Genomic DNA, 20,476 nt, shown 5'->3' with positions numbered 1-20,476 from the left:
TTAGCCCATCTGAAAACAGTTTGTCTGCGTGCAATCCACGCGCAGGTCGTCGCCAAAGACTTAGCATGTGGCTCGCGCGGACCCATTCCTCTCACAGTCTTGTGCACAAAGGTGAGCCCGACCTGAACCGAACAGGTCAAATATAACAAATTTTGAGTTCAGAAAACAGGCGCTGGCAGTCTCACTCAGCCGTTCAACCCGGCTTCGGCCTCAATCTGCTTGCGTGACTTACGGGCGCGTTCGGTGGCCGATTTCAGTTGGCCACAAGCGGCCATGATGTCCTCTCCGCGTGTTTTGCGAATAGGAGAGGCATAACCGGCCTGATAGATGATGTTCGCAAAGGCCCGGATACGATTGTTCGAGCTGCGCTTGTATGGAGCGCCGGGCCATTCGTTGAACGGGATCAGGTTGATCTTGGCGGGGATGTTGTGGCGCTTGATGTGATCGATCAGGCGATGCGCATCCTCATCACTGTCATTGACGCCATCCAGCATCACATATTCGAACGTGATCCGCTCGGAATTCGAAGCGTTTGGGTAGCTTGCGAGTGCTTGTAGCAGTTCCTCGATATTCCAGCGCTTGTTGATCGGGACCAGTACGTCGCGGGTCTCATCCGTGGTGGCATGGAATGAGATCGCCAGCAGGCAGCCGATTTCCTCGGCTGTGCGCGCAATCTCGGGCACAACGCCAGACGTGGACAGAGTGATCCGGCGGCGCGACAAGGAAATGCCTTCAGGATCCATCGCGATTTTCATCGCATCACGGACGTTTTCGAAGTTATAAAGCGGCTCGCCCATGCCCATTAGAACAATGTTCGACAACAGGCGCGTTTCGTCCTTAGGGGCACCGGGGGTTGGCCATTCCTCCAAATCATCACGGGCCATCATCACCTGACCAACGATTTCCGCCGCCGTCAGGTTTCGCACCAGTTTCTGCGTGCCGGTGTGACAGAAAGAACAGGTCAGCGTACAACCCACCTGGGAAGAGATACAGAGTGTGCCGCGATCCTCTTCGGGGATATAAACAACCTCGACCTCGTGCCCGCCTGCGATGCGGCACAGATACTTGCGGGTGCCATCTTCCGAAACCTGACGAGTCACGACTTCGGGGATTTCGATGACAAAGTTTTCGGCCAGTTGCGCGCGATAGGCTTTGGCCAGATTTGTCATCTCGGCAAAGTCCCGCACGCCCCATTGGTAGATCCACTGCCAGATCTGGCCGGTCCGCATCTTGGCCTGCTTTTCCGGTGTACCATGCTCAATCAGGACCTCACGCAGACGATCACGTGACAAACCAACCAGATTCACCTTCCCCTCAGGCAGCTTGCGGGGGATGGTCATTACGTCTTGCGTGATCGGCGCTTTGGGCGACATGCTGGTACCTTCTAGGGCGTATCTATGCAGATTCTGGCTTGGGATGCGCCTCTATATAGGAACGCGTGCAAAGATCAAAAGAAATCGTACCCAACACGCTGCAATGCCCGGAAACGCAGCTGGCCGCGGGGATCAGCGCCGCGGCCAGTCAGTTGAGGTCTGTACGGTGTCAGACACCTGAAGGTGGAACAAGGCAGTCTGCCGCATCCAGCTTTTTCACCGGATCTTCCGGGCCACATTGTTCACCGGTAACCGGATAGGTTTCTCCGTTGTTTTCACAGGCCGTCAACAGAACCCCACACACCATCATGAGCGCGATCAGAGATTTGTCCATCATATCTATCACTCCTTCGTTTCTCTTGAACCGATTAGTTCAGATTCTGAAGGCCGCGACATTGATACGGATCAAATTCAAAGCTGAAATCACATAAAGGCACGAACGGGTCGCCATAACGACAAAGCCCCGCCAGATGACGGGGCCTTACACGCGTAAGCGTCACCTTAGTTGGTGCAGCGCGTTTCGGCGTCTTCGATGGCAGCTGTAAAGCCCAGCAACGAAAACGTGTCCTTGGTCTGTGTTCCGCGTTCGGAGCGCGCGGTCAACACCGCCTCGGTCCCGCGTTTCAACGCCGTGACAATCTTGGCGTCATCGGCGGCTGTTGCCGGCCAAGCCCATTCGCCTTCAGTGAACAGCTCAAATTCACTGCCATCCACGTTCAGGTTCACAGTAGAGCCTGATGCGAACGGGTAGCCGCCGGTAAAGGTGACCTGGCCTTTGACCTCGGCATTGGGGCGATAGAACACGAACAACAGGATATCGCTGCGCCGAACTGAAACGACGCGGCCGCCGCGCGTGTTCACGGTTTCCTTAGGGGCAGAAACGCTCCAGCATTCGGTAGGATCATCTTCGACAAAAACGCTCCAATCGGTTTTTGCCGCTACGCGATTTGTGCTTGTCGCTTGTTGAGCGATTGCAGATGTGGCCATCCCTGCCACACACAGGCCCGCGATCACGCGGACGAGCATTGATCCCATTTGTCCAGCCTCCTAGCTCGACCTTTTACCTCATACCCACCGGAATGCCCGCGAACCCTGCCGGTTCGTCTTTACGAAAGTTGCGCATTCCGATGATTGCCGACATACACACACTAACGCAGGTTTCGCCACAGGCGAAAGGGCGATTGGCAGAATTTTGCGCAAAAAACCGGAGGTCCCGATGACGCAGCCTATCCCGATGACTGAACTGTGGCGTGGACCATTGCTGGAAAGCCTGCATCTGGGCCACGCCGTCATCTGCGACGATACCGGCCAGATTGTGCAAAGCTGGGGGGATCCGAACGCGGTGATTTATCCACGCTCATCCGCCAAGATGATTCAAGCACTTCCATTGGTCACCTCCGGCGCGGCGGCAAAGTACGGGCTAACGTCCGAGCATCTGGCGCTGGCCTGCGCGTCCCATAACGGGGCTGCCATTCACACGGATCGCGTGATCGCCTGGCTGGATCATCTGGGGCTATCAGAGCCCGATCTGCGCTGTGGCCCGCAGGAACCGGCGGACAAGGCCGCACGCGACCGGCTGATATTGGCCGACGATACGCCCTGTCAGATTCACAACAATTGTTCGGGCAAACATTGTGGGTTTCTGACCCTGGCGCAGCATATGGGGGCCGGGCCGGAATATCTGGACATCGATCATCCGGTGCAGCAGGCAAGCCTGTCTGCATTCGAGGAAACCACGGGTGAAACCAGCCCCGGTTATGGGATTGACGGCTGTTCGGCGCCCAATTTTGCCACATCTTTGGTGGGTCTCGCCCGTTCCATGGCCTGGTTTGCATCCGCCGGCGACCGTTCGGATCGGTCTAGCGATGCGGCGCAGCAACTGACGGCGGCCATGATCCAGCACCCGGATCTGGTTGCGGGCGAAACGCGCGCCTGCACCGAGCTGATGCGCGCCATGGATGGCCGCGCCGCGATCAAAACCGGGGCCGAGGCTGTCTTTGTGGCTATCATCCCCGAGAAACGGATGGGCGTGGCCTTGAAAATCGCCGATGGCACAACCCGCGCCAGTGAATGCGCGATTGCGGCCATCCTTGTCAGTCTTGGCGTACTGGAGGCCGATCACCCGGCCACCTGCAAGTTCATGAATGCCACGCAATACAGCCGCCGAGGGCTGGAATGTGGCGTGATCCGGCCTGCACCAGGTTTCCCCGGTTAGGCCTAGGCCTCGAATTCGTGGATTTCAGCCACCTCGACTGAGCCGGTACCGCTGACGACCATAGGGCAGCCCTTGGCCATCTCGTTCGCCGCTTCAACCGAGTCAGCCATGACCACACTAAATCCCGACGCGGGATTTGCACCACCATCCTCGGCAACGCCCGAAGCACTGACGGTATAAGACTGCCCGACCGGGTTGCCCGGTATCTTGACCGCAGGACCCATATCCTGAAACCAGACACCCCATGCAGCCATGGTGGCGTCAATTTCGGCCTGAGACTGCGGCGCAGCACCGCCATGATAGACAAACAAATATTGGGGCATTTCGCTCCTCCCTGTTGAAACTCTATTTGCACTGCGCTGCGAGTTTGCGCAGAGACGATGTCCAGCCTTTGTTATGATTTGCGGCGGCCTCGGCATCGACCAGTTCGCGGTGATCCAAAACCAGCAGCGATCCGGCGCCAGAGGCGGTGACAGTAAAGGTCACATGGCTTTCGACACCGCGCTGATCCTGATCGTCATGCCAGGCCCAGGTGAACCCGACCGAGTTTGGTGGATCGACATGGGTTACATGTCCGGACACCTTGTATTGCTGCCCTTCGGCATTCTCCATCACCGAATACCAGGGACCAGCGCGCGAGAAATCCAGATTGTGTTCGGGCACATGCATTCCCTCGGGCCCCCACCATTGCAACAGCTTTGCCCCGTCCGAGACCCAAGCGAACAGAGTTTCGGGGTCAACCGGAAACTCCCGTTCGAGTTTCAGGTCGGCCATGAGGTTTCCCTTTCCAAAATGTCGCCCAAACGATCCAGGCTGCTTTCCCAGAATTGCCGTTTTGAGATCGTCCAATCCGCAATCGCCCGCAGACCTTCAGGCCGCACGGAATACATGCGCTGCGTGCCCTGCACGCGTTGTTGGATCAGCCCGGCCTCGCGCAGAACTTTCAAATGGCGTGAGATTGCCGCGCCTGACATGCCCTTGCCGTCGATCAGATCACCGGCAGGCAATTCCCCATCGGCCATCAACTGCTCGACAATCGAGAAACGCGTGGCGTCGGATAAAGCGGAAAAGGCGGTCAGAAGCGTGTTCATGACCACTATTTAACATGAGTGTTAAATAAAGGGAAGCCCCGCCGTTACTCAGCAGCGAACTCTGCACGCGAATAGCCCTGCAAATACAGCAGCGCTGTCAGGTCCCCATGGTTGATCCGCACATCGCACTCTGCCGCGACCGAGGGTTTGGCATGCAGCGCCACGCCCGTGCCCGCGCGATGCAGCATGCCCAGATCATTCGCCCCGTCACCCACGGCAAGAACATCCGATTCCGCAATCCCCAACTGCGCTGTGATCCGTTCCAGAGATTCAACCTTGGCCTCGCGCCCTAGGATCGGGCGCTGAACCTCACCCGTCAGCCTACCATCCGCAGCCAGAAGCGTGTTGGCCCGGTTCTCATCAAACCCGATCAACTCGGCCACGCGGGCGGTAAAGGCTGTGAACCCGCCCGAGACGAGCGCAGCGTATCCGCCGTTTCCGCGCATTGTTGCCACCAGGGCGCGCCCACCGGGCATCAATGTGATCCTTGTGTTCAACACCTGATCAATCACCGCCTCATCCATACCTTTCAACAGACCAACCCGTTCGATCAGGGCGCCTTCGAAATCCAGTTCGCCATTCATGGCACGTGCGGTGATGTCTTTGACGCGCTCGCCGACACCGGCCTCATCGGCCAGCTCATCAATGCATTCCTGTTGGATCATCGTGCTGTCCATATCGGCCAGCAGCATCTTTTTGCGTCGCCCTTCTATAGGCTGTAGGACAAGATCCACGCCCATGGGCTGCAAGTCTGCCCAGACCTCCCATTGATTGTCGGGGCGGGCTGAAAGGTTGAATTCTGCCGCTTCATCGGGGCTGAGCCAGATAACATCTTCGCCGCCCCACGCGTTTCGCAAAGACTCGACCAGCGAAGTGTCCAGCGCGGGCGCAGTGGGGGTGGTCAGCAAAGTGGCAACAAACATCTCAGGTCTCCGGCAAACTGCCTTGCGCATATCGCAGGTGCAGCATTTTCACCAGTGTTCGATGGGCATTCACCCCGGAAATATCTGGGATTCGGGTCTTGTCCGCCTCGGATTTCCCGGTCAGGTTCAGGGCGCAGCGCACCGAAGGGAATAGACAATGGCCAACCCGCTTTATGATCGTTTGTTCGACGTCCATGCGGGGAAAGAGACGCCTTTTCTGCACCTGCCCGATGGCCACACCATCACACACGCCGCATTCCTGAACATGGTCGCACAAATCGCCAATGCGCTGACGGCGCTTGGGCTGAAACCGGGAGACAGGGTTGCGGTTCAGGTTGAAAAGTCACCTCAGATGCTGGCGCTCTATGCCGCCTGCGCGCAGGCCGGGCTGATCTTCCTGCCGCTGAACACCGCCTATAAAACGGCGGAACTGACCTATTTTGTCGAAAACAGCGGGGCGTCTTTGGTTGTCTGCGACGCGGTCAATCAAGCTGAGCTAACCGCTATCTCACACGCTCAGAATGCCAAGGTGGAAACACTGAACGGGAATGGCAGCGGCAGTCTGATACACAACGCACAGACCATGCCAACCCATTTCGAGACGGTGAACCGGGCTGAGGATGATCTGGCCGCGTTCCTTTACACCTCGGGCACCACCGGACGATCCAAAGGGGCCATGCTGACCCATAGAAACCTGCTGTCCAATGCGGAAACGCTAGTGCGAGAATGGCGATTTACCCGTGACGATGTGCTGTTGCACGCGCTGCCGATCTTTCACACCCACGGGCTGTTTGTGGCAACAAATGTGATCCTTGCCTCAGGCGGGTCAATGATCTTTCTGCCGAAATTTGATCTGGACGACATGCTACGCCTGATGCCAAAGGCGACATCGATGATGGGGGTGCCCACCTTCTACACCCGGCTGCTGGGCGATGATCGATTCAATGGCGATCTGACCAGCCATATGCGGCTGTTCATCTCAGGCTCGGCCCCTCTGCTGGCGGAAACCCATGAGCGGTTCGAGGCCCACACCGGCCATCGCATTCTGGAACGCTATGGCATGACCGAAACCAACATGAACACCTCAAACCCCTATGATGGCGAACGCCGCGCGGGGACGGTTGGCCTCCCTCTGCCTGATGTCGAGCTGAAAGTGACCGACCCGGACAATGGAGAGACCCTTTCACAAGGCGAGATCGGTATGATCGAGGTGCGCGGTCCGAACGTGTTTCAGGGGTATTGGCAGATGCCCGAGAAAACTGCCGCCGAACTACGTGAGGATGGGTACTTCATCACCGGCGATCTGGGTCGTGTGGACGAAGATGGCTATGTCCACATCGTCGGACGCGGCAAGGACCTGATCATCTCGGGCGGGTTCAACATCTACCCCAAAGAGCTAGAGCTACTGTTGGACGACCAACCCGGCGTGTTGGAAAGCGCTGTGATCGGCGTACCGCACCCGGATTTCGGCGAGACCGTTCTGGGCATCATCGTACCTTTTCCCGGCAAGTCGCCTGACCTGGCCGCGATCATGGCCTCGGTTCAGAACGACCTCGCCCGGTTCAAGCATCCGCGCGAGTTGATCCTGATGGACGCCCTGCCGCGCAACACGATGGGCAAGGTCCAAAAGAACGCCTTGCGCGAACAATTCAAGGACAGATTCGTCAAAGGTTAGGTATCAATGGCATACGACCGTTTTCGGTCAACAGCCAGCAATCCCGGCCTTCGAACACGGCCGGGACCAGCGGTCGGCCCACCCCGGCACCGCCGTCCAGATTGATCCGGTTGCCACGATGTTCGGCCTGTAGGGCGGGCGTGTGCCCGTGTACAATCAGACAGGGATGGGGTCGCGGATCGTCCAGAAACTCACCCCGTATCCAGACCAGATCGTCCTCGGCTTGGTCCGCCAAGGGCACACCAGGCCGAATGCCTGCATGGGCAAAAAACACCTCGCCCTCTTGATGATGTGTCACAAGGCTGTTCAGGAAGTTGATGTGCTTATCTGGAACAACCGCGCGCACCCGCTCCAAAATCCGGTAGATACGGTCATCGTCCGAGAATTCGATACCGTAAGATGCCAAAGTCTCTGCCCCGCCCAGACGATGATGCAACCAGTGTTCCCCAATGCGCAATTTGGCCTCAGCTGTAGAGCCATCGCGCAGGAAACGCGCAAACATCCGGTCGTGATTGCCAAGCAGGCAGACCCAGTTTCGCCCAGCGCAAAGCTCTGCGGCCAGAAGGTCCAAAACCGCGCGACTGTCCGGGCCACGATCCACATAATCACCCAGGAACACGACACGAGCGTCCGGCCCACCTTCGCGTTCGATCAGGTCCAATGCTTCTTGCAGCATCTCAAGCTGCCCGTGAATGTCGCCAACGGCGTAGATCGGAGCGGTCACCGCGATATCCCTTGGTAAGACAAGCACATTTTCGGCCCTGTATGGCAGACTAAAAAAGAAAACACCCGCGCCTGAGTTGGCACGGGTGGAAGATGTCTCAAAAACTCAACACTCGCTACGCGACGTCGAATTCCAACGGTTTGATCTGGGTGAACAGACCCGTCTCGGCCAGCTTGGCGCGGGCTTCGGCAGGGACCGGCTCGTCCACATAAAGCAGCGCGATGGCCTCTCCGCCAGCCTCGGATCGGCCAAGGGTAAAGTTGGCGATGTTCACGTCGTTCTCGCCCATGGTCTGCCCCAGCGCACCGATGATGCCCGGCACGTCTTCGTTGGTGGTGTAGAGCATATGCGCACCCACCTCGGCATCGATATTGATCCCCTTGATCTGGATGAACCGCGGCTTGCCATCGCTGAACACAGTCCCACCGATGGATCGTTCGCGTTTCTCGGTCACAACGGTCACCTTGATGTAACCTTCGAACGCACCCGATTTGTCCTGATTGGTGGTCGAAATCTGGATACCCCGTTCTTTTGCAACCACCGGGGCCGAGACCATGTTCACTTCCGGGTTAAACTTCTTCATGATCCCGGCCACGACCGAGCAGTTCAGCGCAGCCAGGTTCATCTCGGCGGCGACACCGTCATAAAGGATGTTGATCGCCTTGATCGGCTCATCCGTCATCTGGCCGATGAAGCTGCCCAGATGTCCGGCCAGCTTGATCCACGGGCCCATAACCTTGGCCTCTTCCGCCGTCACGCTGGGCATGTTCAGCGCGTTTTCAACAGCACCGGTGAGCAGATAGTTCGAGATTTGTTCAGCCACCTGCAGCGCGACGTTTTCCTGCGCCTCGGTTGTCGCCGCGCCAAGGTGAGGCGTGCAAACTACGTTGGGTAAGTTGAACAGGGCGTTTTCCTTGGCAGGTTCCTCGCTGAACACATCAAAGGCCGCGCCAGCCACGTGACCCGATTGTAACGCCTCAGCCAGCGCGTCTTCGTCGACCAGGCCACCGCGGGCACAATTGACGATCCGTACACCCTTTTTGGTCTTCGCCAGATTTTCTCGGCTCAGGATATTGCGGGTCTGATCCGTCAGGGGCACATGCAAGGTGATGAAGTCAGCGCGGGCCAGCAGCTCGTCCAGCTCGACCTTTTCAACACCCATCTGCGCGGCTTTCTCTTCGCCCAGATAGGGGTCGTAAGCCACAACCTTCATCTTCAGGCCAAGCGCGCGTTCGCACACGATACCGCCAATGTTGCCCGCACCAATCACGCCAAGGGTCTTGTTGGTTAGCTCAATGCCCATGAACTTGGACTTTTCCCATTTACCTGCATGGGTCGAGGTGCTGGCCTCGGGGATTTGCCTTGCCACGGCAAACATCATCGCAATCGCGTGTTCGGCGGTGGTGATCATGTTGCCGAACGGTGTGTTCATCACGATCACACCCTTTTTCGACGCCGCATCCTTGTCGATGTTATCGGTCCCAATCCCGGCACGACCGATGACCTTGAGCTTGTCGGCTTTCTCCAGAATGGTCGGCGTAACCTTAGTGGCCGAACGAATGGCAAGGCCATCATACTGACCGATCACCTCGGCCAGTTTGTCTTTGTCCTTACCCAAGTCGGGCATGAAATCCACGTCGATACCGCGATCGCGGAAGATCTGCACGGCGGTTTCGCTGAGCTTGTCAGATACGAGTACTTTGGGGGCCATAGTCTCTGGTCCTTGAATGTAATGAGAAGTCCGGGCCGATGCGGCCCGGTGAAGATGGGATGCGATCAGGCGGCTTCTGTTTGCGCCGCGATTTCGGCCTCAAAGGCCCATGCCAGCCAAGGCAGCATCGCTTCGATATCCGAGGTCTCGACCGTACCGCCGCACCAGATTCGCAAGCCCGCAGGCGCATCGCGATAGCCACCGATGTCCAAGGCAATATTCTCGGTCTCAAGCCGTTTGGCCACGGCTTTCGCGAATGCTGAACCGTCCTGAATGCGCCCATCTGTGAATTTCAGGCAGACCGAGGTGTTCGATTGCGTCGCCGCATCTTCGGCCAGATTGGCGATCCAGTCATTCTGGTCGCAGAAGGCGTGAACCGCCCCGGCATTGGCATCGGCACGGGCGATCAGCCCCTGCAACCCACCAACCGAACGCGCCCAGTCCAGCGCGAACAGGTAATCCTCAACCGCCAGCATCGAAGGCGTGTTAATTGTCGCCCCGGTAAAGATACCGTCGATCAGCTTGCCGCCTTTGGTCAGGCGGAAAATCTTTGGCAGCGGCCATGCTGGCGTATAGCTTTCCAGCCGTTCCACCGCGCGCGGGCTCAGGATCAGCATCCCGTGAGCCGCTTCACCGCCCAGCACCTTCTGCCAGCTGAAGGTGGTAACATCCAGTTTGTCCCAGGGCAGGTCCATCGCAAACGCTGCCGAGGTCGCATCGCAAATCGTCAGGCCCTGACGGTCATCCTCAATCCAGTCGCCATTGGGAACCCGCACGCCCGAGGTTGTGCCATTCCACGTAAACACAACGTCGTTGGCAAAATCGACAGAGGCGAGATCGACGATCTGTCCGTAGTCGGCTGTCTTAATCTCGGCATCGATCTTCAGCTGCTTGACCACATCTGTGACCCAGCCCGCGCCAAAGCTTTCCCAGGCCAGCATCTCGACCTTGCGTTCACCCAGCAGCGACCAAAGCGCCATCTCAACCGCGCCAGTATCCGAGGCGGGAACGATGCCGATTTTGTAGTCTGCCGGAATACCCAGCATCTCACGCGTGCCTTCAATGGCCGCTTTCAGCTTGTCCTTGCCAACAGCAGCACGGTGCGACCGGCCCAGCGCAGCATCGGCCAGTTTGGATAGATCAAATGTGGGGGGTTTGGCACAAGGACCCGAAGAAAAACGCGGATTGGCCGGCCGCGCCGCCGGTTGTTCGATATTCATGTGTATTACCCTTCCAGATACACGCCCCTCGTTGGGGAGGGGTGTCCCACGGGCAGAGCTATTGCCTGGAAAACTGCTCAGCAAGCAGAAAAGACCTTTCCGATGTCAAAAACGACACCGGAAATCGCGTTTATCGGGAACACAGGTTTCCTATCGGCATCACAGATCGAAGCGAACCGTCTCTCCAGTGGCCAGCGCCTGCTGCGCCGCCAACCCCATACGAACTGCCCATAGCCCATCCTGAAGCGACACATCCGGCGCAGAACGTTGGCCGCGCACAAGTTCCAGAAACCCCTGATGTTGATAGAAGGTCGAGCCATTGTGGTCCCCAGCCGCCAACAGCTTTGGGTCAACCGGGATGTCTTTTGACACAGGTCCTTTCGGATCACGCGGGCTGACAATCAGCTGTGGCACCGGGGGCTCACCCAAATGATCAGGCCAGAACCGACCCGGACCGGGCACCAACGCCTCGATCTTGGCCTTGGGGCCGACGGCTGAGACCTCTTCCTGGTAGCGAGAGCCTTCGGCGAACATGCATAGTTCCAGCATCGTCCGCGCGCCGTTGGCGAAATCGACCAAGACATAACCGTGATCCAGGATATCCGGTGTCTCACCGCTGTAGCTTTCATCCAAATGGTTAACCGCCTGCCCGCCGCTGGCGGTGATCCGCACCGGGTCGGAATTCAGGATAAGGCGCATCAGGTCGAAGAAGTGGCAACACTTCTCAACAAAGGTCCCGCCGGTGTTACGGTTGAACCGGTTCCAGTCGCCAACTTTGGTCAGAAACGGAAAGCGATGTTCGCGGATCGACAGCATCTGGACGCCGCCCGTCACACCCGCCTGATCAATCAAAGCCGCAATGGGCGGCATATAGCGGTACTCCATCGCCACCCAGATCGGATGGGGGTAGTCCCGCTGCACCTGCTCAAGCCGCGCGGCATCCTGCGGGTCGGTGAACAAGGGCTTCTCGACCAACAATGGCAATGGGCGCGTTTCTGCGATCTCGCAAATCTGGTTCACATGTAGATGGTTGGGGCTTGCGATGATGATGCAATCCAGATCCTCGACCGCCAGCAACTCCTGCACGGACCCCACTATGACCGCATCCGGCGCTATAGCTTGCGCCGCTTTCGCCATGCCCGGGTCCGGCTCATAAATCGCCGCGACACGCGTACCCTCCAGCAAAGCAATATTGTGCAGATGCTCCTGCCCCATCATGCCGCATCCGATCAGCCCGTAGTGGATGGTCCGGGTCATGCGTTTTCCTTTTACTTCAGACGTTGGACATAGGTGGCCCGATCGGGGTCGAACCATGTCTTTGAGAACTCGACCGGTTCGGCCTTTTCCGACCAGCTGAACCGCTCGATATACCCCACCGTTTCCCCGGCAGGTTTGGTGAAAGTCTCCGGCGTCCAGTCGGGCAGTTTCCCGACCGAAACCCTGTCTTCGGCCCGCGTAATCCAGAACCCAAGCTGGTGCTGATAGTAGCGATAGAGCGAGTCCGATAGCAGGCTGCGATCGATCCGACCGGCTGATTCGTCCAGCCAGATCTCCTCAACCGCGATGATTGTGTCATTCAGATAGCGCATCCGCCGTACGCGTGAGCCTCGGCTTGATGCCCCGAACCCAGGCAGATCGGCGGGCTTTTCCACCTGATCCACGGACAGAATATCCGCACGCGGCAACCCCCCACCTTCGGGCAGTTCCAGCCGGAACATCGCATAGACGCTGTTTTGCGTTCCAGTCTCGCGCACATAGTTGCCCGAGCCTTGTATCCGCTCCAGCATCCCTTTTTTCTCAAGCTCGGCGAGCGATTTTCGCAGCGTCCCGACCGAAACCTTGAGCTCGGATGCCATGTCCCGTTCCGGCGGCAGACGCTCGCCATCAATCATGCGACCTGCCGCGATTTCGCGGATCAGCAGCTCTGCGATCTGAACATAGATCGGCAAGGCATTGGGATTTCGGCTGTTCATGGTCACTTGCGCGCGCTTCACTGGGTCGCAGGAAAAATTGATACACTATTGATCTACATCAATGTGCTTGCTACGCAAGAGGAAAGTCAAAGATGTACGGAGTGTGAATCAAATGACCATCGTCCCCATCACATCCCCCGATCTGGATGCGGCCGAGGTTTCGTGGTTTGCAGCACTTTGCTCGGATGATTATCAGTTTCTTGGCGTACCTGACGGCAATCTGCGCTCGAGCTGGGATCATTGTTCCGGCATCGTGAAAGAGGCTGAAGCACAGGGGTTCCGCAACATCCTGTGCCCCTCGTCCTATCAGGTCGGTCAGGACACGCTGAGTTTCGTCGCCGGCTGCGCCCCGATCACCGAAAAGATCAACCTGCTGGCCGCCGTGCGGTGCGGTGAGATGCAGCCGATCATGCTGGCCCGTACCATTGCAACGCTGGACCACATGCTGAAGGGTCGGCTGACAGTCAACATCATTTCCTCAGATTTCCCCGGTGAGAAAGCCGATAGCGCGTTCCGCTATCAGCGCTCGCGCGAAGTGGTCGAGATCCTGAAACAGGCCTGGACGCAGGATGAGATCAATCATGCGGGCGAAGTCTACAATTTCTCAGGGCTGACTACTGACCCGGCAAAACCGTACCAGACCGGCGGTCCGCTTCTGTATTTCGGTGGCTACTCTCCGTCCGCTCTGGACCTGTGCGGTGAGCATTGCGATGTCTACCTGATGTGGCCCGAAACCAAGGACCAGCTAGCCGAGCGTATGAAGGCCGTTCACGCCGTGGCCGAGAATTACAACCGCACGTTGGATTACGGCCTGCGCGTCCACATGATTGTGCGCGATACCGAGGCCGAGGCGCAGGAGTATGCGGATTACATCGTCTCTAAACTGGATGACGAATATGGCCGTGCGATCCGGGAACGGGCGCTGGATTCAACCTCGCTGGGCGTGGCGCATCAGGCCAAGAACCGCGATCTGGCGGATGAATACGGCTATGTCGAGCCGGGTCTGTGGACGGGCGTGGGCCGGGCACGTTCCGGCTGTGGAGCGGCTCTGGTGGGCTCGACCGATCAGGTCATAACCAAGATCGAAGAATACCAGAAGATGGGCATCCGCGCTTTCATCTTCTCAGGTTATCCACACATGGATGAGGCCAAGCATTTTGGCGCCCGCGTGATGCCCAACCTGAAAACCTGCTCGCTGCCCGAAGCCTATGGGCGCGTGCCTGCAACATCCCCGGCGACCCCGCTGGGTAACGGAGTTCGTCGCTGATGCAACGTGTGAAACTAGCCGACACGCTGGAAATGAGCCGCCTTGTCTATGGCATGTGGCGGCTGGGCGATGACAGCGACACGTCCGTTGGCCATGTCGAGGCCAAGATTCAGGCCTGTCTGGATCAGGGCATCACCACCTTTGATCAGGCCGACATTTACGGCGGCTATGCTGCTGAAGCCGTTCTGGGCGCCGCCCTGCGTGCAAACCCAAACCTACGCAAACAGATGGAAATCGTCACCAAATGTGACATCGTCGCGCCGATGGGCCGGTATTCGGACGCCAAGGTCAAATACTATGACACCTCGCGCGCGCATATCCTGAACTCCGTCGATATGTCTCTGTCAGAAATGGCCATCGACCATATCGACCTGCTGCTGATCCACCGCCCCGACCCGTTCATGGACCACCATGAGACCGGCGCCGCGCTAGATGAAGTTGTTGCCAGCGGCAAGGTTGGTGCGGTTGGGGTGTCGAACTTCCGCCCCTGGGACTGGTCGCTGCTGCAATCAGCGATGAAGACGCAGCTGGTCACTAACCAGATCGAAATTTCCCTCGGTGAGATCAGCCCTTTCACGAATGGTGATCTGGCATTCCACCAACAACATGGGCAGCCGATCATGGCGTGGTCACCGCTAGGGGGCGGGCTTTTGATGGCCGGAAACCCGCCGGTGGGCGTTGTCGCGGACGAAATCGCAGCCGAGTTTGGCGTGGATCGCGCCGCCGTCGCGGTGGCGTTCCTGTTGGCTCACCCCGCGAACATCCTGCCGGTTATGGGCACAAATAACCTGAACCGCATCAAAACCATCTCGGACGCTCTGAAAGTCAAACTGGATCGTGAAAGCTGGTATCGCCTCTATGAGGCGGCATTGGGCCATGAGGTACCATGATGAATGCAATCTCAAAGGACATGACCCACACCTTCGTTCCACATAAGGACGACACCCGCACCCTGCGCGATGCGTTTGGGCGGTTTGCCACAGGCGTCACCATCGTAACCTGCAACAGTACCGATGGCCCGGTGTGCATCACCGCCAATAGCTTTTCGTCACTATCGCTGGACCCACCGCTGATCATGTGGGCAGGCGATCGCAACTCACGCCGTTTTCCCTATTTTCACAAGGCCCGCCATTTCACCGTACATGTGCTATCGTCCGAACAGGCAGAGCTGTGCTTTGGGTGCTCCAAAGACGCCCACGCCCTGCGTGAGATCGAACATGAGCGCTGCGAGAATGGTACGCCGCTGCTGTCGGATTGCCTGGCGCGGTTTGAATGCGAACAACATGCCTATCACGATGCGGGCGATCATGTGATCGTAGTGGGCAAAGTCCTGAAGGCCAGCATGAGCGATGGAGACGCGCTGACCTTCTATGCCGGGAAACTCGGCCAATTCGCGCAACACTAAGCGCGATCTGACGACCGCAGGAGAAACCTGCGGCTGCACAAGGGAGGATCCGCATGGGCGGACTGGCATCGGTGCTTGCGCCGATTGCATTCGTGAACGAAACCGCGCTGCGTCTGGGCCGCGCGGTTGGTGTCGTTGCGATTGCATTGATGGTGATCGCGATCCTGATTCAGGTGTTCTTTCGATACGTGCTGGGCAATGCTCTGCCCTGGCCGGATGAAGCCGCGCGATTCTGTATGTTGTGGATGACCGGCCTGATGGCCCCCACCGCCTTTCGGCGCGGTGGCTTTGTGGCCATCGACATGGTGCCATTGATGCTGCCGCGCGTTGTCGGGCAGGTGCTGACCCTGTTCCTGCTGGTGGTCTCACTGGCGGTGTTGCTGGTCGCCGCTAATATCGGATGGTCCGAGGTCACCGGATTTGGCGGCAAATTCGCGACTGCTGCTTTGTACCTGCCCACCTCCCTCGGGTTCGACGAATGGTATCGCATCCCGCGCAGCTGGATGATGGCCTCACTGCTGGTGGGGATCATCCTGCTGATTTCGGTCAACATCGAACTGATTTTGCGATCCTTCATCACCTTGCTGGGTGGAGGTCACCTGTTGCCCGAAATTCCTGATGCGGCAGTGGGGGCCGAATAAATGCTAATCTGGTTCCTGCCCACCTTTCTGATCTTCCTGCTGATCGGCCTGCCGGTCTTCTTCGCCCTTCTGGCCGCGCCCGGTATCCTGCTGTGGCTAAACGGACAGACAAACGACATCACGCTGCTTTATCGCAATGTTTATAACGGCATGGACAGCTTCCCACTGATGGCGATCCCCTTCTTCATGCTGGCCGGAGAGCTGATGAATCGCGGCGGCATCACCATTCGTCTGGTCGAATTCTCACAAGCCCTGATGGGCCACCTGCGCGGCGGGCTGGCCCATGTGAACGTGCTGAGTTCGATTCTGTTCGCGGGCCTTTCAGGGTCCGCCGTGGCGGACACTTCTGCACTGGGGTCGATGCTGATCCCGGCGATGGAGAAACAGGGCTACACCCGCAAGTTCGCCGCCGCGATCACAGCGGCAAGTTCAGTGATCGGGCCGATTATCCCGCCTTCGGGCATCATGATCATCTACGCATATGTCATGGGTGAAAGCGTCGCTGCCCTGTTCCTTGCGGGCATCGTGCCGGGTGTGATGGTCGGCGTTGGTCTGATGCTGATGATCAAGCTGATGGCCGACCGTTACGACTTTCCCGTCGCCAGCCGCAAATACACATGGCCCGAACGCCGTCAGGCCAGCCTGAAAGCCTTCTTCCCGCTGATGACACCAGTCATCATTCTGGGCGGTATTCTGGGCGGTATCTTCACCCCGACTGAGGCTGCGGCAGTCGCCGTGGGCTATGCCTTCATCATCGGCTTCTTCATCCTGCGGACATTGACATGGAAAGAGGTACCCGAGGTGCTCAGCAATGCGGGCATGACTTCAGCCGTCGTCCTGCTGCTGGTCGGTGCGGCAATGGCGTTCAAGACCGTGGTCAGCCTCAGCCATGCGCCGGAACAACTGGCCTCGCTGATCCTCAGCCTGTCGGAAAACCCGCTAATCCTGCTGTTCCTGATCAACCTGCTTCTGTTCGTCGTCGGCATGTTTCTGGACGCTGGCCCTGCGATCATCATCCTTGGACCCATCCTTGGACCCATCTTCACCAGCCTCGGCGTGGACCCGATCCACTTTGCGATCATCATGAGCGTCAACCTGACCGTCGGTCTGGCCACCCCGCCGATGGGCTTGGTTCTGTTCGTGGCCGCAGCCGTATCGCGCGAACGGGTCGAGACCATCGCCAAGGCGATCCTGCCGTTCCTGGCCGTCGAAATTATCGTGATCTTCCTGATCACATATATCCCCGCACTATCCATGACGATCCCGAGGATAACGGGATTTGCAAACTAACTGAGATCCATAGGGAGGAAACGCATGCTCAGAAACTTCATCAAAACCGCCGCGGTAGCCACGTCGCTGGTGGCGGCATCTGCCATTGCCGCAACAGCCGCCGACTACACGTTGCGCGCCACGGCCAACTCGAATGAAAACGATGAGGACTATGACGGTCTGATCGTGTTCAAGAACTATGTCGAGGCCGCGTCGAACGGCGCTATCGAGGTTGAACTGTTCATCGGCACCCAGCTGTGTTCGAACGGTGCAGAATGCCTACAAGGTGTGGCTGACGGCACCATCGACATCTATATTTCCACCTCGGGCGGGGCCTCGGGCATCTTCCCATATGTGCAAGTGCTGGACCTGCCCTATCTGATGGCCGATGACCGGATTGCTGAACACGTGTTGTCAGGCGATTTCACCCGCACTATGCGCGATATGGCGCTGGAAGATTCCGGCGGCGCGATCCGTCTGATGACCATCGGCAACACCGGCGGCTGGCGCAACTTTGCCAACACGCAACGTCGCGTGGCCGAGCCCGCCGATATGGAAGGTCTGAAAATCCGCACCGTGGTTGCCGACCTACCGCAGGAACTGGTCAAGGCGCTTGGTGCATCGCCTACCCCGATCCCGTGGCCTGAACTGTTCACCAGCTTCCAGACTGGCGTCGTTGAGGGTTCCAAAAACGGCATCACAGACATCATGGGCATGAAATTCCCGGATGCGGGCTTGCAATATGTCACGCTGGACGGCCACGCCTATATGGGCGCGCTGTGGTGGATGAACAATGCGAAGTTCCAGGAAATGCCCGAGGATATGCGCCGCGTCGTGGTCGATGGCTTCTATGCGCTGCAACAGGCCACCTTTGCCTCGCCCAAGCGCAAGTCGATTCAGGCCTATGAAGACTTCGTCGCCGGTGGCGGTGACCTCTATGTTCTGACACCCGATCAGAAGGCCGCGTTCAAAGAGGCCGCAACGCCTGTTTATGACTGGTTCCAGTCGAACGTCGCCCGTGGCGATGAGATCTTTGTTGCGCTGACGGATGCAGTGGCAGCAGCTGAGGCCGATGTAAACGCCTCACGCGACGCAGACCTGAACTAAGCTAACGGGTCGGGCCCTGGTGGCCCGGCCCTTACCGAAACGGGTACATCCACCCTTTGTAGTCGTTCACCAGCACATGCGCTTTATCGATTTGCTCCGGCGACATCTTCTTGACCACTTCCTCAAGGCTGATCGCCGCGTCGGGATCGCCGCCAATGGCGCTGAGCGTGTACCACATGTAAGCGCGCACCAGATCGGGCGCGGGCATGCCCAACCCCAGCTCATAGTACCAGCCGACACCCGACTGAGCACCCGGATGTCCTTTCATCGACGCGCGCAGGTACCATTCGAACGCACGCTCATAGTCTTGTTCGACACCCAGCCCCAGCCCGTACATCACACCGATCAATTCCTCGGCCTCGGCATTGCCCGACCGCGCCGCTGGCAACAGCTCCTCACGCGCGGCCTCGAATTCCCCAGCTTCCATCATGTCGCGCGCCTGTTCCAATTCGGCCACCGCCGGGGATGCGAACAGGCAAAGGGCATATACAAACTGACGCATGGGATAGTGTTCCTCTTGGCCGGGGCTGCGGTGGCGCAGGATTTGCCACGCCCGCTGACCGATGCAGATTTCATCCCCTTTGATATGGAACAGGCCACCATTGGTCATCAACTGTTTTACGATCCGATCCTGTCGGGCAACCAGAACATCAGCTGCGCCCATTGCCATCACCCGGATTTCGGCACCTCGGATGGACTGTCTTTGGGCATTGGCGAAGGTGGTGAGGGTCTGGGCCCGGAGCGCACACCCGGCACCGGGATCGATAGAATCCGCAAGCGCATTCCCCGCAATTCACCTGGGCTGTGGAACCTCGGCGCTAAGGACCTCCACACGGTGTTTCACGATGGCCGCCTCAGCATATCGGATGTCTACGGCAATGGGTTTAATTCACCAGCGCAGGAGTGGTTGCCCAAAGGGCTGAACTCGTTACTCGCCGCGCAGGCGCTGTTTCCCTTGACGTCGCAATTCGAGATGGCCGGGAATGTCGGCGAAAATCAGGTGACCGGAGCGGTCGCCGACCGGATCGATCTGGGATGGCCCATTCTGGCCAAACGCGTCCGCACCGATCCGCGCTACGGCCCCGCAATTATAAAGGCGTTCGACGAAGTCGAAAACACCGAAGACATCACAATCACCCAGATCGCGAATGCCCTGGCCGCGTTCATGGCCATCGAATGGCGCAGCACCGACAGCCCGTTTGATCAGTATCTGGCGGGTGATGCCACGGCGCTCACGGACGCTCAGATAGATGGTATGATGCTGTTCTATGGCAAGGCCAATTGCGCGGCCTGCCATGCCGGCCCTTTGATGACAGATCAACAATTTCACGCTTTGGGCCTGCCCCCGTTTGGCCCTGGGCGAACCCGCCAATGGGATCCTTACGCCCGCGACGTGGGCCGCATGGGCGAAAGCAATCGGATCGAGGATGCCTATCGCTTCCGCACCCCCATGCTGCGTAACGTCGCCCTGACCGCGCCCTATGGCCATAACGGGGCTTTTCCAGATCTGGACACGATGATCCGCCACCATTTGAACCCGCAGGCCAGCCTTTCTAAGTGGACGCCGGACTCGGCGGCCCTGCCCGCGGTCCCATGGCTGCAAAAAGCGGATTTTGTCGTCTGGCAAGACCGGCTCGAAATGCAGCGTGTGCGCAATACAATCGACATTTCCCCGGTGGTTCTTACCGACACGGAAATCAACGCCCTCCTCGCGTTTCTAAACGCTTTGACAGGCGCGACTGTGGGCACTCCGCCGTTTGGTGTGCCCAAAGATTTCAAGCCATAGAGAGTACCCCCCCCTTTGGGGGGGGATGTTTTTATTCAGCGGCTTCGATGTATTCGGTCATTGGGGGGCATGTGCATATGAGGTTTCGGTCGCCAT

22 protein-coding genes are annotated in these 20,476 nt (G+C 58.3%); 9 read left to right on the top strand and 13 right to left on the bottom strand.

Annotated features, from left to right (window positions below):
- Positions 1-185 precede the first annotated feature (185 nt).
- The 3 genes from rlmN to AC2FGE_RS12720 form a co-directional block, all read right to left on the bottom strand.
- Positions 186-1,373, bottom strand: a complete 1,188-nt coding sequence (gene rlmN, locus AC2FGE_RS12730) for a dual-specificity RNA methyltransferase RlmN (protein ID WP_496819582.1) — start codon at positions 1,371-1,373, stop codon at positions 186-188.
- Positions 1,374-1,542: 169 nt separating this feature from the next.
- Positions 1,543-1,710, bottom strand: coding sequence for a hypothetical protein (locus AC2FGE_RS12725; RefSeq protein ID WP_496819581.1), 168 nt, complete (start codon positions 1,708-1,710; stop codon positions 1,543-1,545).
- Positions 1,711-1,874: 164 nt separating this feature from the next.
- Positions 1,875-2,408 (bottom strand): invasion associated locus B family protein, encoded by a 534-nt coding sequence (locus AC2FGE_RS12720; protein ID WP_496819580.1) that lies wholly within the window; start codon positions 2,406-2,408, stop codon positions 1,875-1,877.
- A 181-nt stretch (positions 2,409-2,589) separates the two neighbouring features.
- On the opposite strand from AC2FGE_RS12720, the gene AC2FGE_RS12715 reads away from it, so the two are divergent.
- Entirely contained in the window at positions 2,590-3,588 is a 999-nt protein-coding gene (locus tag AC2FGE_RS12715) for an asparaginase (protein ID WP_496819579.1), read from the top strand.
- 2 nt (positions 3,589-3,590) lie between these two features.
- On the opposite strand, the gene AC2FGE_RS12710 is transcribed toward AC2FGE_RS12715, so the two are convergent.
- Genes AC2FGE_RS12710 through serB form a run of 4 tightly spaced genes read right to left on the bottom strand, consistent with a single transcriptional unit; the run spans position 3,591 to position 5,602 of the window.
- On the bottom strand, positions 3,591-3,911 hold the full coding sequence (locus AC2FGE_RS12710; RefSeq protein ID WP_496819578.1) for a YciI family protein: 321 nt from the start codon (positions 3,909-3,911) through the stop codon (positions 3,591-3,593).
- A gap of 22 nt (positions 3,912-3,933) precedes the next feature.
- A complete protein-coding gene (locus AC2FGE_RS12705; RefSeq protein WP_496819577.1) occupies positions 3,934-4,362 on the bottom strand; it encodes an SRPBCC family protein in 429 nt (142 codons plus the stop codon).
- Entirely contained in the window at positions 4,350-4,679 is a 330-nt protein-coding gene (locus AC2FGE_RS12700) for an ArsR/SmtB family transcription factor (protein WP_496819576.1), read from the bottom strand. The genes AC2FGE_RS12705 and AC2FGE_RS12700 overlap by 13 nt, the downstream gene beginning before the upstream one ends.
- A gap of 44 nt (positions 4,680-4,723) precedes the next feature.
- Positions 4,724-5,602 (bottom strand): phosphoserine phosphatase SerB, encoded by an 879-nt coding sequence (gene serB / locus AC2FGE_RS12695; protein ID WP_496819575.1) that lies wholly within the window; start codon positions 5,600-5,602, stop codon positions 4,724-4,726.
- Positions 5,603-5,759: 157 nt separating this feature from the next.
- Here serB and AC2FGE_RS12690 point away from each other — a divergent pair, with 157 nt between their 5' ends.
- Positions 5,760-7,277, top strand: coding sequence for a malonate--CoA ligase (locus AC2FGE_RS12690; protein ID WP_496819574.1), 1,518 nt, complete (start codon positions 5,760-5,762; stop codon positions 7,275-7,277).
- On the opposite strand, the gene AC2FGE_RS12685 is transcribed toward AC2FGE_RS12690, so the two are convergent.
- The 5 genes from AC2FGE_RS12685 to AC2FGE_RS12665 form a co-directional block, all read right to left on the bottom strand.
- Positions 7,267-8,028, bottom strand: a complete 762-nt coding sequence (locus AC2FGE_RS12685; protein ID WP_496819573.1) for a metallophosphoesterase family protein — start codon at positions 8,026-8,028, stop codon at positions 7,267-7,269. The two genes, AC2FGE_RS12690 and AC2FGE_RS12685, sit on opposite strands and share 11 nt — an antisense overlap.
- An 88-nt stretch (positions 8,029-8,116) precedes the next feature.
- Positions 8,117-9,712 (bottom strand): phosphoglycerate dehydrogenase, encoded by a 1,596-nt coding sequence (serA, locus tag AC2FGE_RS12680; RefSeq protein ID WP_496819572.1) that lies wholly within the window; start codon positions 9,710-9,712, stop codon positions 8,117-8,119.
- A 65-nt stretch (positions 9,713-9,777) separates the two neighbouring features.
- On the bottom strand, positions 9,778-10,932 hold the full coding sequence (locus AC2FGE_RS12675) for a phosphoserine transaminase (protein WP_496819571.1): 1,155 nt from the start codon (positions 10,930-10,932) through the stop codon (positions 9,778-9,780).
- A 159-nt stretch (positions 10,933-11,091) separates the two neighbouring features.
- Complete coding sequence (locus tag AC2FGE_RS12670) at positions 11,092-12,189, bottom strand: Gfo/Idh/MocA family protein (RefSeq protein WP_496819570.1); 1,098 nt, start codon at positions 12,187-12,189, stop codon at positions 11,092-11,094.
- Positions 12,190-12,200: 11 nt separating this feature from the next.
- Positions 12,201-12,905, bottom strand: coding sequence for a GntR family transcriptional regulator (locus AC2FGE_RS12665; RefSeq protein WP_496819740.1), 705 nt, complete (start codon positions 12,903-12,905; stop codon positions 12,201-12,203).
- 112 nt (positions 12,906-13,017) lie between these two features.
- Between AC2FGE_RS12665 and AC2FGE_RS12660 the strand changes: the two genes are divergently transcribed.
- From AC2FGE_RS12660 to AC2FGE_RS12635, 6 genes are read left to right on the top strand one after another with little or no spacing between them, the layout of a single operon-like run.
- Positions 13,018-14,172 carry an LLM class flavin-dependent oxidoreductase gene (locus AC2FGE_RS12660; protein ID WP_496819569.1) on the top strand — a complete coding sequence of 385 codons (1,155 nt, stop codon included), beginning with the start codon at positions 13,018-13,020 and terminating at the stop codon, positions 14,170-14,172.
- Positions 14,172-15,062 (top strand): aldo/keto reductase, encoded by an 891-nt coding sequence (locus tag AC2FGE_RS12655; RefSeq protein ID WP_496819568.1) that lies wholly within the window; start codon positions 14,172-14,174, stop codon positions 15,060-15,062. Before AC2FGE_RS12660 ends, AC2FGE_RS12655 begins: the two co-directional genes overlap by 1 nt.
- Positions 15,062-15,577, top strand: coding sequence for a flavin reductase family protein (locus tag AC2FGE_RS12650; protein WP_480550856.1), 516 nt, complete (start codon positions 15,062-15,064; stop codon positions 15,575-15,577). Before AC2FGE_RS12655 ends, AC2FGE_RS12650 begins: the two co-directional genes overlap by 1 nt.
- A gap of 53 nt (positions 15,578-15,630) precedes the next feature.
- The gene (locus AC2FGE_RS12645; RefSeq protein WP_496819567.1) at positions 15,631-16,218 is read left to right on the top strand and encodes a TRAP transporter small permease; all 588 of its coding nucleotides are present in this window, start codon (positions 15,631-15,633) and stop codon (positions 16,216-16,218) included.
- Positions 16,219-17,508, top strand: a complete 1,290-nt coding sequence (locus AC2FGE_RS12640; protein ID WP_496819566.1) for a TRAP transporter large permease — start codon at positions 16,219-16,221, stop codon at positions 17,506-17,508.
- Positions 17,509-17,532: 24 nt separating this feature from the next.
- Positions 17,533-18,594, top strand: a complete 1,062-nt coding sequence (locus tag AC2FGE_RS12635; RefSeq protein WP_496819565.1) for a TRAP transporter substrate-binding protein — start codon at positions 17,533-17,535, stop codon at positions 18,592-18,594.
- 31 nt (positions 18,595-18,625) lie between these two features.
- On the opposite strand, the gene AC2FGE_RS12630 is transcribed toward AC2FGE_RS12635, so the two are convergent.
- Positions 18,626-19,096, bottom strand: a complete 471-nt coding sequence (locus AC2FGE_RS12630; RefSeq protein WP_496819564.1) for a tetratricopeptide repeat protein — start codon at positions 19,094-19,096, stop codon at positions 18,626-18,628.
- A 15-nt stretch (positions 19,097-19,111) separates the two neighbouring features.
- Between AC2FGE_RS12630 and AC2FGE_RS12625 the strand changes: the two genes are divergently transcribed.
- Complete coding sequence (locus tag AC2FGE_RS12625; RefSeq protein ID WP_496819739.1) at positions 19,112-20,380, top strand: cytochrome-c peroxidase; 1,269 nt, start codon at positions 19,112-19,114, stop codon at positions 20,378-20,380.
- Positions 20,381-20,476 lie beyond the last annotated feature (96 nt).

The sequence above is a fragment of the Ruegeria sp. YTSA075 genome (assembly GCF_059610245.1).
This window is presented reverse-complemented; position numbering and strand designations above follow the sequence as displayed.